Below are 12756 nucleotides of genomic sequence, written 5' to 3' on the forward strand. Positions count from 1 at the left end.
GAACTTCCAGCAAATTCCTTGGGGCTGAACCTGGTTCCAGCCCTTCGCAACCCGAATGAACGCCATGTCCGAGAACAAAACCGATTACCGCAGCACCCTCAACCTGCCCGACACCCCCTTCCCCATGCGTGGCGACCTGCCCAAACGCGAGCCGGGCTGGGTCAAGGAGTGGGACGAAAAAGGCATTTACAAAAAGCTGCGCGACGTGCGCGCCGGCGCGCCCAAGTTTGTGCTGCACGACGGCCCGCCTTATGCCAATGGCCAGATCCACATGGGCCACGCGGTCAACAAGATCCTGAAAGACATGATCGTCAAGGCGCGCCAGCTCAAGGGCCTGGACGCCATCTACGTGCCGGGCTGGGACTGCCACGGCCTGCCTATCGAGAACCAGATCGAAAAGACCCATGGCCGCAAGCTCAGCCGTGACGAGGTGCAGGCCAAAAGCCGCGCCTACGCGACCGAACAAATCGCGCTGCAGAAGCAGGACTTCAAACGCCTGGGCGTGCTTGGTGAATGGGACAACCCCTACCTGACCATGAACCCCGGCAACGAGGCCGATGAAATCCGTGCGCTCAAACGCATCATGGAGCGCGGTTTTGTCTACCGCGGCCTCAAGCCTGTGTACTGGTGTTTCGACTGCCGCAGCTCGCTGGCCGAGTTCGAGATCGAATACGCCGACAAGAAGTCGCAGACCATAGATGTGGCTTTTGAAGCCGCCGAGCCGGCTCAACTGGCGGCGGCCTTTGGCCTGCCGGCGCTGGACAAACCCGCCTCCATCGTCATCTGGACCACCACCGCCTGGACCATCCCCGCCAACCAGGCGCTGAACCTGAACCCCACGCTGGAATACGCGCTGGTCGATACACCCCGCGGCCTGCTGGTGCTGGCCTCAGCCCTGGTCGAGAAGGCGCTGGCGCGTTACCAGCTCGAAGGCACGGTGCTGGCCACCACCCTCGGCGAAAAACTCGCCGGGCTGAACTTCAAACATCCGTTCCATGATGTGGCCGACCCGGGCACCGGCACCTACAGCTACCGGCGCCTGTCCCCCGTGCTGCTGGCCGACTACGCCACGGCCGATGACGGTACCGGCATCGTGCACTCCTCCCCCGCCTACGGTGTGGATGACTTCAACTCCTGTGTGGCCAACGGTTTCCACCACGACGACATCCTGAACCCGGTGCAGGCCAATGGGGTGTACGTGGACGAGTTGCCCCTGTTCGGCGGCCAGTTCATCTGGAAGGCCGCGCCGGTGATCGTCGATGCATTGCGCGATGCCGGCCGCCTGCTGGCCACCGAAACCATCAGCCACAGCTACCCGCATTGCTGGCGCCACAAGACGCCGGTGATCTACCGTGCGGCGGCCCAGTGGTTCATCCGCATGGACGAAGGCGAAGGCGTGTTCACCAAAGACAAGGCGCCTCAAACCCTGCGCCAGCTGGCACTGAACGCCATCGACGAAACCAATTTCTACCCCGAAAACGGCAAAACCCGCCTGCGCGACATGATCGCCGGCCGGCCCGACTGGTGTATCTCGCGCCAGCGCAACTGGGGCGTGCCCCTGCCCTTCTTCATCCACACGGCCACGGGGGAGTTGCACCCACGCACCATGGAATTGATGGACACGGCGGCCGACATGGTCGCCCAGGGCGGCATCGAAGCCTGGAGCAAGGCAACGGCCGAGTCGCTGATCGGTGCGGATGCGGAGTTCTACACCAAGAGCAACGACATCCTCGACGTCTGGTTCGACTCCGGCACCACGCATTACACCGTGCTGCAAAAAAGCCATGCGGCGCAATCCACCTGGCCGGCCGACCTCTACCTCGAAGGCCACGACCAGCACCGCGGCTGGTTCCACAGCTCGCTGCTCACGGCCTGCGCCATGTACGACCACGCGCCTTACAAAGGCCTGCTGACCCACGGCTTCACCGTGGACAGCCAGGGCCGCAAGATGAGCAAGTCGCAAGGCAACGGCGTGGACCCGCAAAAAACCAGCGAAAAACTGGGTGCCGAAATCATCCGCCTGTGGGTGGCGGCCAGCGACTACTCGGGCGACATCGCCGGTGACGACAAAATCCTGGCGCGTGTGGTGGACACCTACCGCCGCGTGCGCAACACCTTGAAGTTTTTGCTGGCCAACATCAGCGACTTCGACCCGGCGACGGACGCCGTGCCGCTGGCCCAGATGCTGGAAATCGACCGTTATGCGCTGAGCCGTGCGGCCCAGTTGCAGGCCGACATCCTGGCGCATTACGAGGTCTATGAGTTCCACCCGGTGGTCTCCAAGCTGCAAATCTATTGCAGCGAAGACCTGGGCTCCTTCTACCTCGACATCCTGAAAGACAGGCTGTACACCAGCGCGCCCAAGTCGCTGGCCAGGCGCAGTGCGCAGACCGCGCTGCACCAGATCACCCAGGCGATGTTGCGCTGGATGGCGCCTTTCCTGAGCTTCACCGCGGAAGAGGCCTGGAAGCTGGCCGGCCGTTCGGAATCCATCTTCATGGAAACCTATGTGACACAGCCAGCGCAAGACGAGGTCTTGCTGGCCAAGTGGTCGCGCATCCGCGAACTGCGTGATGCCGTCAACAAGGACATCGAAGCCTTGCGTACCGAAGGCAAGGTCGGCTCGTCCCTGCAGGCGAATGTGGCCCTGGAAGTCACGGCCGACGACCATGCCTTGCTGGCCAGCCTGGGTGATGATCTGAAGTTTGTCCTCATCACATCCGCTATCGAATTAATAGCTGGCGACGCACAATCCATCAGCACGCAAGCCAGTTCCGACACCAAATGCGAACGTTGCTGGCACTACCGCAGCGACGTGGGCCGCGACCCAGCCCACCCGGCGATCTGCGGCCGCTGCACCAGCAATTTGTTTGGAGCGGGTGAAGACAGGAAGTTCGCATAACATGACCAGCCCCCACACTCACTTCGTTCGTTGCCCCCTCAAGGGGCGCTCATTGCCCTTCGGGCGGCCGGGCGGGCACTGATATGGCCCGTACCACCTTCATCAAAACATCGGGCACGATGTTGCCCTGGCTGGCCCTGGCGCTGATCCTGCTGATTGCCGACCAGTTCACCAAGGTGCTGATCCTGGGTTATTACCGCCTGGGGGACGCCACCTACGTGACGAGTTTTTTCAACGTGGTGCGGGTCCACAACAGCGGTGCTGCTTTTTCCTTCCTGGCCTCGGCCTCGGGCTGGCAGCGCTGGTTTTTCACGGCCATCGGGCTGGCGGCGGCGCTGTTCATCGTCTGGATGCTCAAGTCGCACGCCGGGCAAAAGCTCTTCTCCTTCGCGCTGGCCTGTATTCTGGGCGGTGCCGTTGGTAACGTGATCGACCGCATGTTGCACGGTTACGTGGTGGATTTTCTGGATTTCCACTACGGCAACTGGCACTTCCCGGCCTTCAACATCGCCGACAGCGCCATCAGCATAGGCGCGGTCTGCCTGATCCTGGATGAGTTGCTGCGCGTGCGAAAAGCCAGGTAATCGGCCTGCGCCACCTTGAAGCCGCGCAACGCAGGGGAAAACCCGGCCCGTTGCCTCGCGGACAGCGCCTTCAGCGACGACGCGCTGGCGTATAGTCGTCCCTGAAGTTATGAAGCATTTGTTGAATCTATTGGCAGCCATTGCGCTGCTTGTGTGGGGCACCCATCTTGTACGTACCGGCATCCTGCGGGTGTTCGGTGCGAATCTGCGCCAGATCCTGGCGCGCAGTGTCGGCAACCGCTTCACGGCCGCGTTGTCGGGCATAGGTGTTACGGCGCTGGTGCAGTCCAGCACCGCCACCGCCCTCATTACCTCCTCGTTTGTCGGTCAGGGCCTGATCAGCCTGCCCGCAGCCTTGGCCGTGATGCGCGGCGCCGACATCGGCACGGCCTTGATCGCGGTGGTGTTTTCTTTTGATTTGTCCTGGCTCTCGCCGCTGCTGATTTTTGTCGGTGTGGTCTTGTTTATCCCGCGCCAGGCCTCGACCATAGGCCGGATAGGCCGCATCCTGATTGGCCTCGGGCTGATGTTGCTGGCCTTGCGCCTGGTCACGGACTCCACGGAAGTCCTGACCCAGTCGCCGGCGGTCAAGGCCTTGCTCAATTCGGTTGGCAGCGACCTGCTGCTGGAAATCACGCTGGGCATGGTGCTCGCCGTCATTTCTTATTCCAGCCTGGCGGTGGTCCTGCTGATTGCCACCCTGGCAGCCTCCGGTGGCGTGTCGCTGGAGGTGGCGCTGGGCCTGGTGCTGGGCGCCAACCTGGGCAGCGGCTTGCTGGCGGTGATCACCACGGCCAAATCGTCGATTGAAGCCCGGCAAGTGCCTGCCGGCACGCTGGTCTTCAAGATCCTGGGTGTGCTGGTTGCCGCTCCTTTTGTGGGCTTGTGGATCAGCCATGTCCTGCCGTTCCTCGGCAACCGGGCCAGCGCGGTTGTGCTGTTTCACCTGAGCTTCAACGTGGTGGTGGGTATCGCCTTCATCGGCCTGACCAACCCGGTTGCGCGCTGGACACAAAAGTTGCTGCCCAAAAACGACAAACCCGGCGTCAGTGAACGCCCCAACCACCTGGACCCCTCGGCCCTGTCAACCCCCTCACTGGCGATTTCCAACGCGGCACGCGAAGCCTTGCACCAGGCCGACGTGGTGGAAAGCATGTTGCTGGGCATGCTGGAAGTCATCAAGAAAAACGACCTGCAGATGGCGCAGGAATTACGCAAGATGGACGACACGGTGGATGCACTGTATTCGGCCATCAAATATTATCTGACCAAAATTTCGCGCGACGAACTGGCCGAGGAAGAAAGCCGGCGCTGGACCGACATCATCAGTTTCACCATCAACATGGAGCAGGTGGGTGACATCATCGAGAGGGTGTTGATCGATATCGAAGACAAAAAAATCAAGCCCGGCCGCAGTTTTTCCGAAGCTGGCATGGCCGAGATTTGCGAGTTGCACGCCCGGCTGATCGACAACCTGCGCCTGAGCATGAGTGTGTTTCTCAACGGCAGCGTGCGCGACGCGCAAAAATTGCTGGAAGAAAAAGCCCGTTTTCGCGACCTGGAACGGGCTTATGCCACGACCCACCTGGGCCGCCTGTCCGACCGGACCATGCAAAGCATGGAGACCAGCTCGCTGCACATCGACCTGATCAGCGACCTGAAACGTATCAACTCGCACATCTGCTCCATCGCTTATCCCATCCTTGAGTCTGCCGGTGCCCTGGCACCCAACCGCCTGCGCCAAAGCGTGCTGCTTGATGAACTGCCGCGCTGACCCGCGTCGCGTGGCCGCATGAACCCGAACGCCGATCAACTCTGGCGCGCACCGCGCTGGGCGCTGGCCGTGTTGCTGGCGCTGCTGGGCATGTTGGGGCCGTTTTCCATCGACACCTACATCCCGGCGTTTTCCGGCATTGCGCGTTCGCTGGGCGCCACACCGGTCGAGATGCAGCAAACGCTGTCGGCCTATCTGTTTGGTTTTGCCTTCATGAACCTGTTTCATGGCGCGCTGGCCGACAGCTTTGGCCGCCGCCCGGTGGTCTTGTGGGGCATTGCGATGTTCACCCTCGCCTCGGCCGGCTGCGCCCTGTCGCAAAGTATTAGCCAGCTGGTGTTTTTCAGAGCGCTGCAAGGCCTGTCCACAGGCGCCGGCATTGTGGTTTCACGCGCGGTGATACGCGACATGTTTCCACCGGCCCAGGCGCAAAAGGTGATGAGCCAGGTGACGATTTATTTCGGCGTGGCCCCGGCGATTGCGCCCATCATCGGCGGCTGGCTGTTTGTACACCTGAACTGGCACGCGATTTTCTGGTTTCTCACCGGCGTCGGTGTCTTCTTGTGGGTCGCCAACTTCAAGCTGCTGCCCGAGACCCTGCATGTCACGCAGCGCCAGCCCTTCAATGTGAAACACCTGATGCGCGGCTACTGGCAGTTAGGCTCCAGTGCGCGCTTTTTGCTGCTGGCGCTGGCCAGCGGTGTGCCTTTCAACGGCATGTTTTTATACGTGCTGGCGGCACCCGAGTTTTTGGGCTCACACCTGGGCCTGGCGCCCACCGGGTTTTTCTGGTTTTTTATCCTGACCATCATCGGCATCATGGGCGGCGCCTGGGTCAGCGGCCGCATGGCCGGCAAGGTCGCGCCCAAGCGGCAGATCCGCCACGGCTTTGTGATCATGCTGGTGGTCGCGGTGATCAACCTGGTGGCCAACATCTTCTTCACGGCGCATGTGTCCTGGGCGCTGTTTCCGATTGCGGTGTTTGCCTTTGGCTGGGCCCTGATGGTGCCGGTCGTGACCCTGCTGGTGCTGGACCTGTACCCGGAGCGGCGCGGCATGGCCTCGTCGCTGCAGGCCTTTATCGGCTCCACCGCCAACGGCATCGTTGCCGGTGTGATCGCGCCGCTGATCATGCACTCGACGATCGCGCTGGCAGCGGTGTCGCTGCTGATGTTGTGTATCGGTCTGATCGCCTGGCTCTATCTGCACCACCACTGGCCGGAAATTGGCCAGACGGTGGCCGCACACGAGTAATACAGGGATTCCAGACTTGTCATTGCGGGCTTGACCCGCCATCCAGGCCACATGGCTGGCGCTGGCTTCAAGGCGACAGGGATGCCCCCGGACCAGGTCCAGGGCAGGCGCCTCGCGTCCGGCATGAGAAACCAGCTCAGGACGAACGGCGCCATGGAGCGGTAGGGCTCTAAGAGCCTGTTTACGATCTAAAGGGGGTCGCGGTAGTTCCTGCGAGGCCGGCAATGTTTTCAAACTGCACCTTGCGATCAGGGTGCGCGCCCATGGACTTTTTCTTGCAGACTTTGCGCTGGCCCACATGGTTCTTCTTGAGCAATTTGCGCACCACGTGCCGACTCGCCGGTGTGCCCATCTCAGCCAATCGCCCGCTGATCTCACGCCTGGATAAGTGGGTCCACGAGACGCCTTCGCGCATCGGGTCGCCCGCTGCATCTTCAGCTCAATGTCTTTTGTATAACCCGTCACTCTGCCAACCCGCGCTTTTTTCAACGCTTTCGCTCATTCCACGTCGCTCAAAAAATTCGCGTTCCGGGACGTTGTTTTTTGACAAATCCTAACTGCTGGGTCAGGGGTTGAACGCCATGCGTAACAAAGCCGGAAGATGCGCTATGCATGTTCCGGCTTATCAGGGCTACGTTGCAACTGGGCCGCCTTACCGGCCAGTCAGCAATAGTGCTTGGGACTAATGCAGTTTGCGCCGACGGCTGGCAAACCAGCCTGCCGCCAAGGCGATACCGAGTAGCGCGAGGATGCTTGGCTCAGGGATTTGTTGCGTCAAACGCTGGGTAGAAATCGTGAAGCCGAATGCCAGGGTATTTGATTGATTTTCCACCGTGGTGAAGCCAAAGCAACCGTTAGCTGCACCTGCTGCCGCGCAAGCAGCATTCGGCAAGGTTCCCAACAAACCACCCGAGGTCGGAAAGATGTTGAGGAAATAAGTGTTGCCGTCAAAGTTAAGGATTTGGTTCAGGAAACCTGTTTGCTGTACAAAGATGTCATTGCAGGGCGTGGGGCTGGTCACGACAGCGCAGGGCGTGGAATTCGGCGTTTCCGAGAACAGAATGTCGTAGTTGAGGGGTGTCAACGCGCCCGGAATGCCAGGAGTATTGGCGGGTAAGGCTGCGGATAGGTTCAAGGTTACCCGAAGTTCTGCGTTGGTGAGGGTGGTTCCTGTAATGGGGTTGTTGTTGTGGGTCAAGGTCACGCCGGCAGCGGTGGTTCCAGGAACTGGCGAGGTCCCGGTGATTTGCGTCTGGATAGCTCCAGCAGCAGGGTCGGTAATCACCAGTGAAGATTGCCCTGAGCCGGTTGATGTACCCCAAATCAAGGTCTTGGAATTGGGGTTCGACACCCCAGCTGGCGCGAATGAATTCCATACACCTGACAAAGAGTAGTTCCAGTCGGTAACCAGAGGTCCCGCTTGCGCGGCCGTGAAACCGGCTAAGCCGATCACCAGCGGAGCCAGGACCTTGAGTGCGGAGTGTATTTTCATGATGAATCTCCATTTAAATTGTTCGGTTCAACTTGGAGGTTTCTTGCCCGCCAAGCCCTCCGCCAGATCAAAAGCATAAGCCGTACCATCTTTCTAAGAGTTGAGAAACTCTATATAAATCAATGATCTTTCATGTCCACCTCACTTACTTGAGATCTTGACTGTCAGGAAATCCGACAGCGCAAGGCTTTCTTTCAGGTTCAGCTGCGGAGAGTCTTATGTCCGTTCTTTTCGATCCCTGACTCCTTGAAAATGTCATGCTTGCCAAGGGTGCGGCCTCCTGCACATCACACTTGTCGGGCGCATTCGGTTTGCTGTCGCTCTGGCGCGATGAAGCAGGGCAAGCGCATCACATGGTCAGCGGATACACGGTCTGTATGACGTGGCACGCAAGGAGGGATGAGGGATATATGCACCTCCACACCAGCGTGGACACCAGCGCTGCGACGCCATCGCGCACTGGTGGACGCAACATGGCAGGCGTCAATACCCCGACGCCCGTCGTGTCTTGCTGCTATGCGATGGAGTAGGCTCACGCCTCCAATCGGCATGTGTTCAAGGAAGCGCTGCAGCAACTGGCCCAGCGCGGCTGGGGCTTGAAATCCGCGTAGCGCACTACCCGCCGTACGACTCAAAACACAACCCGATCGAACATCGCTTGTTTGCCCCTGTGACGCGGGCCTGCCAAGGGGGTGTCTTCCATACCTTCGACATCGCCAAAAAATTCATGGCGAAGACGAAAACCAGCACCGGATCAAAGGTGTCTGTGGCTGTCTTGGATGGGGTTTACGCAGCAGGCAAAAAGTGCGCCGCAGACTTCCTCGCAACCATGCGCATCACCTTCGACGAACACCTGCCGCAATGGAGCTACCGCGCCACACCACTAGACCGCTGATTCGGGGAAGTTATTGCTTGCCAAAGCCTAAGCCAAGAAGGCCGTCTGAATCAGTGCCGCTTCGCGGGTGAATGCGTGGCCCTGCATTTTTTGCAGCAGTTCCTGTCTGTCCATCAGCACAAAACGTTCGACTTCGCCGTCCTGGTTTTGCGGCATCAGCCGGTCCGGCATGGTGCAGCGGTACCAGGCTATATGTTCGATGACATAACCCGCCCCGTGGCCGTCGGTGCAGGGGCAACAAACATCGAGCTGGCCGCCGTGCCTGAGATTTTTCAAGTCCCCCAGTTGCAGGCCGGCTTCTTCCCAGGTCTCGCGTTCCAGCGCGCTGGCCAGGGTGTCGGCGCCGCTGACCATGCCGCCCATCAAGGTGTCCCAGAGGCCGGGGTCGTTGGCCTTGCTCCAGGCGCGCTGCTGCACCCAGAAGCGACCGTCTTCCGCTTGAGCGACCAGGTGCACCGCCTGGGTGGCGATGCCCAGCACCCGCACCACGGCGCGCTCCACACTGCCGACACGATGGCCTTGCGCATCCATCACCGCCAGTTGTTCGTCACGCCAGGCATGGGCCAGGCCGGCTTCGCGCAAGGCCTCTGCCAGCGCCTGCAGGCTGGCCGTGACCTCGCCCTGCAGTTGCCAGACGGCGCCTTCCGGTCGCTCCACTTTTGATAGCTGCTTACGCCCGTCGGACAAGGGCAGAAGCACGATTTGGCTTAAGAAATCAGGTTCCACCGAGCCAATGACGGCATCCCCCGCCAGCAGCGGCAAACGCCGCCGCTGCGGCGCCTGGCTGGCGCTGGCACGCAAAGCCGCCAGCCAGTGCGGATCAACATCGTCCATCACCGCTCATCCCCGTTTACAGGGTCAGGATGGTGCAGCCGGTGGTCTGGCGCGCTTCCAGCGAGCGGTGGGCCTCTTGCACCTGGGCCAGCGGAAAACGCTGGTCGATGCGGATCTTGACCTGGCCGCTGCTGACCATGGCAAACAAATCGTCGGCCATGGCCTGCGTGGTTTCGCGGCTGGCGATGTGGGTGAACAAGGTGGGGCGCGACACATAGAGCGAACCCTTGGCGGCCAACAAGCCGATGTCCAGCGGCTCGACCTTGCCCGAGGCGTTGCCGAAGTTGGCCAGCAGGCCGAAGGGGCGCAGGCAGTCCAGCGACTTGAGGAAGGTGTCCTTGCCCACCGAGTCGTAGACCACCTTCACGCCTTTACCGCCGGTGATGTCCTTGACGCGGGCGACAAAGTCTTCCTTCGCGTAGTTGATGGCGAAAGCCGCGCCATGCGCCTTGGCCAGTTCGCATTTTTCGTCCGAGCCGGCCGTGCCTATCAGCTGCAAGCCCATGGCCTTGGCCCACTGGCAGGCGATCAAGCCCACACCGCCGGCGGCGGCGTGGAACAACACAAAGTCACCGGCCTGCAAACCGCCTTGCGGCTGGGTGCGGCGCAGCAGGTACTGCACGGTCAGGCCCTTGAGCATCATGGCGGCGCCGGTCTCGAAAGAAATGTCATCGGGCAGCTTGCAGACACATTTGGCAGGCATCACACGCACCTCGCAGTAACTGCCCGGCGGCTGGCTGGCGTAAGCGGCACGGTCACCGGCTTTCAGGTGGGTCACCCCTTCACCCACGGCCTCGACCACGCCGGCCGCTTCCATGCCCAGTTGCAAGGGCATGGGCAGCTTGTAGACACCGTTGCGCTGGTAGACGTCGATGAAGTTCAGGCCCACCGCCTTGTGGCGAATGCGGATTTCGCCGGGCCCGGGATCGCCCACATTCACTGTCACCAACTTGAGCTCGTCGATGCCGCCGTGCTGGTCGATACGGACGGCTTGGGAGGTGATCAGGGCCATGACGGGTTTCCTTGAAAGGTGATTGAACGAGGGATGCGGCCTGCATCCTGCCACGAAACAGCAGGACCTGCTGGCACCGGTGTGCTGCCCCGCCGGATGCGCCGGTTGATCCGCTTCTTTTTAACAGCCCGACAGGGCCATTGGTTACAGTCGCCACATGAATTCTGGCCTGACGTTTCGCACCGCCCTGCTGCTGACACTGCCGCCGCTGCTCTGGGCCGGCAATGCGGTGGTCGGGCGGCTGGTCAACGAACTGGTGCCGCCCATCACCCTGAACTTTCTGCGCTGGGCCTTGGCTTTTGTGTTTCTGCTGCCGCTGGCCGGCTGGGTGCTGAAACGCGACAGCGGCCTGTGGACACACTGGAAACGCTTTGCCCTGCTGGGCCTGCTCGGCGTCGGTTGTTACAACGCCCTGCAATACCTGGCGCTCCAAACCTCGACCCCGCTCAACGTCACCCTGGTCGCGTCCAGCGTGCCGATCTGGATGCTGCTGGTCGGCTGGCTGTGTTTCGGCCAACGCGTCTCGCGCCGGCAAATAGCCGGTGCGCTGCTGTCCATCGCCGGTGTCTTGCTGGTGATGTCGCGCGGCCAGTGGGCGCTGCTGGCCCAGGTCCGGCTGGTGCCCGGTGATATTTATGTGTTGCTGGCCACCTTGTCCTGGGCCTTTTACAGCTGGCTGTTGTCGCAGCCGAAAGAGCCGGCGGCCATACGCCAGGACTGGGCAGCGTTCCTGATGGCGCAAATGGTCTTTGGGCTGGGCTGGTCCGGCCTGTTCTCGGCCGGCGAATGGGCACTGGGGAATGATGTGCACATCAGTTGGGGCTGGCCGCTGGTCACGGCCCTGCTGTTTGTCGCCATCGGTCCGGCCATCCTGGCCTACCGCTGCTGGGGCATAGGGGTGCAACGCGTCGGCCCCGCCATCGCCGGTTTTTTCTCCAACCTCACGCCGCTGTTTGCGGCCCTGATGTCCGCGGCTTTCCTGGGCGAGCCGCCGCAGATTTACCACGGCATCGCCTTTGCGCTGATCGTCGGCGGGATTGTGGTGTCGTCGCGGAAGTAAAGAAGTGGCGGGGCTCACAAAGCCCCGCCTATCAAGGCTTTAGCAGTTGGCCTGGCGGTACTGCTGATAACACAGCTCGCGGATACGCTGCTGGTCGGTGGCCAGTTTTCTTTGGGCCTCGTATACCCGCTGCCGCTCTTCATTTCTCAGCTCGGACTCGCGGCGTTGTTTCTCACGCCGATCCGATTCGACTTGCCGGCTCGCCATGGCTTGCTGCTGCATGTCGGCGTTGGCGGCCTGTCTGGCGATCATGCTGCTTTCCGCCCTGAATTGCCGATCCTGGTTCTCCGCTTTGGCCTGGGCACGCATGCGCTCTGCATCGATTTTTGCCTGTTGTGCGTCGGCCAACGCAGCGGCTTCGGCCTCGAGTTTCTTTTGGGCCAGTTCCTGAACGGCCAAGGCCTTGCGTGTCTGATCACGCGAATAACTCATGGAACCCCCGATGGCAAACATCGCCACCACCAGCAGCGCCATCACGATCAAGGGCTTGGTGTACCAGGGCGAGGCTTCCGCCGCCAGGACCACACGTGGGCGGCTGGCGGCCGGTTGACTCAGCGCGGCACTCAACTTGCGGTCATGCGCCGCGCGCATCTCGGGACTGGATAAAAGCTTGTAGGCGTGCCGGATGTCGATCAGGCGCGCCACGGCCTCGGGGTCATCGGCCAGTTTGGCATGCGAGTAGTGAGCGCTCGCCTTCTGGAAAGCCTGATCAATGTCGGCCGCGCTGGCATTGCCGGGAATCCCCAAAATTGAATATGCTGACTTCACGCAAGCTTCCTCCATTATTTTTTTGACGATGCCCGCACCCCTGTCCCGGGCTTTGCAAGCAGATGTTACCGCAGCACAAACGCGCCCTATTAACGCGCCAATGACGCGCGGAAGGCCATAACCCTTCCGCGCCCCGACCAAACGCCGAGCAGTTTCAGCAGGTGTTCTGCACCCAGGCGCG

General features: G+C 61.2%; 10 protein-coding genes and 1 pseudogene. 6 read left to right on the forward strand and 5 right to left on the reverse strand.

Annotated elements, in window-relative coordinates:
• Positions 1-64: 64 nt before the first annotated feature.
• The 4 genes from ileS to R6254_RS06855 all read left to right on the forward strand — a co-directional run bounded on the left by ileS (position 65) and on the right by R6254_RS06855 (position 6514).
• On the forward strand, positions 65-2902 hold the full coding sequence (ileS, locus tag R6254_RS06840; RefSeq protein WP_318405462.1) for an isoleucine--tRNA ligase: 2838 nt from the start codon (positions 65-67) through the stop codon (positions 2900-2902).
• Positions 2903-2985: 83 nt separating this feature from the next.
• A complete protein-coding gene (gene lspA, locus R6254_RS06845; protein WP_318405464.1) occupies positions 2986-3486 on the forward strand; it encodes a signal peptidase II in 501 nt (166 codons plus the stop codon).
• Positions 3487-3595: 109 nt separating this feature from the next.
• Positions 3596-5260 carry a Na/Pi cotransporter family protein gene (locus R6254_RS06850; RefSeq protein ID WP_318405466.1) on the forward strand — a complete coding sequence of 555 codons (1665 nt, stop codon included), beginning with the start codon at positions 3596-3598 and terminating at the stop codon, positions 5258-5260.
• Between the two features lie 18 nt (positions 5261-5278).
• Positions 5279-6514 (forward strand): multidrug effflux MFS transporter, encoded by a 1236-nt coding sequence (locus R6254_RS06855; RefSeq protein ID WP_318405468.1) that lies wholly within the window; start codon positions 5279-5281, stop codon positions 6512-6514.
• A 181-nt stretch (positions 6515-6695) separates the two neighbouring features.
• Here R6254_RS06855 and R6254_RS21940 read toward each other — a convergent pair.
• Both R6254_RS21940 and R6254_RS06860 read right to left on the reverse strand, forming a co-directional pair.
• Positions 6696-6935 (reverse strand): annotated as a pseudogene (locus R6254_RS21940) (ISAzo13-like element transposase-related protein); the annotation flags it as partial.
• 261 nt (positions 6936-7196) lie between these two features.
• Positions 7197-8006, reverse strand: a complete 810-nt coding sequence (locus R6254_RS06860; protein ID WP_318405470.1) for a THxN family PEP-CTERM protein — start codon at positions 8004-8006, stop codon at positions 7197-7199.
• Between the two features lie 451 nt (positions 8007-8457).
• On the opposite strand from R6254_RS06860, the gene R6254_RS06865 reads away from it, so the two are divergent.
• Positions 8458-8901, forward strand: a complete 444-nt coding sequence (locus R6254_RS06865) for an ISAzo13-like element transposase-related protein (RefSeq protein WP_318406070.1) — start codon at positions 8458-8460, stop codon at positions 8899-8901.
• Positions 8902-8928: 27 nt separating this feature from the next.
• On the opposite strand, the gene R6254_RS06870 is transcribed toward R6254_RS06865, so the two are convergent.
• Both R6254_RS06870 and R6254_RS06875 read right to left on the reverse strand, forming a co-directional pair.
• Positions 8929-9735 (reverse strand): NUDIX domain-containing protein, encoded by an 807-nt coding sequence (locus R6254_RS06870; RefSeq protein ID WP_318405471.1) that lies wholly within the window; start codon positions 9733-9735, stop codon positions 8929-8931.
• Positions 9736-9751: 16 nt separating this feature from the next.
• Complete coding sequence (locus R6254_RS06875) at positions 9752-10747, reverse strand: quinone oxidoreductase family protein (RefSeq protein ID WP_318405472.1); 996 nt, start codon at positions 10745-10747, stop codon at positions 9752-9754.
• Between the two features lie 157 nt (positions 10748-10904).
• Between R6254_RS06875 and R6254_RS06880 the strand changes: the two genes are divergently transcribed.
• Positions 10905-11807, forward strand: coding sequence for a DMT family transporter (locus R6254_RS06880; RefSeq protein ID WP_318405474.1), 903 nt, complete (start codon positions 10905-10907; stop codon positions 11805-11807).
• 39 nt (positions 11808-11846) lie between these two features.
• Here the strand turns inward: R6254_RS06880 and R6254_RS06885 are convergent, their stop codons facing one another.
• Positions 11847-12575: a DnaJ domain-containing protein gene (locus R6254_RS06885; protein ID WP_318405475.1), complete on the reverse strand. Its 729-nt coding sequence runs from the start codon at positions 12573-12575 to the stop codon at positions 11847-11849.
• Between the last annotated feature and the right edge of the window lie 181 nt (positions 12576-12756).

Source organism: Polaromonas potterensis, from assembly GCF_033446725.1.
Lineage (GTDB): Bacteria > Pseudomonadota > Gammaproteobacteria > Burkholderiales > Burkholderiaceae_C > Polaromonas.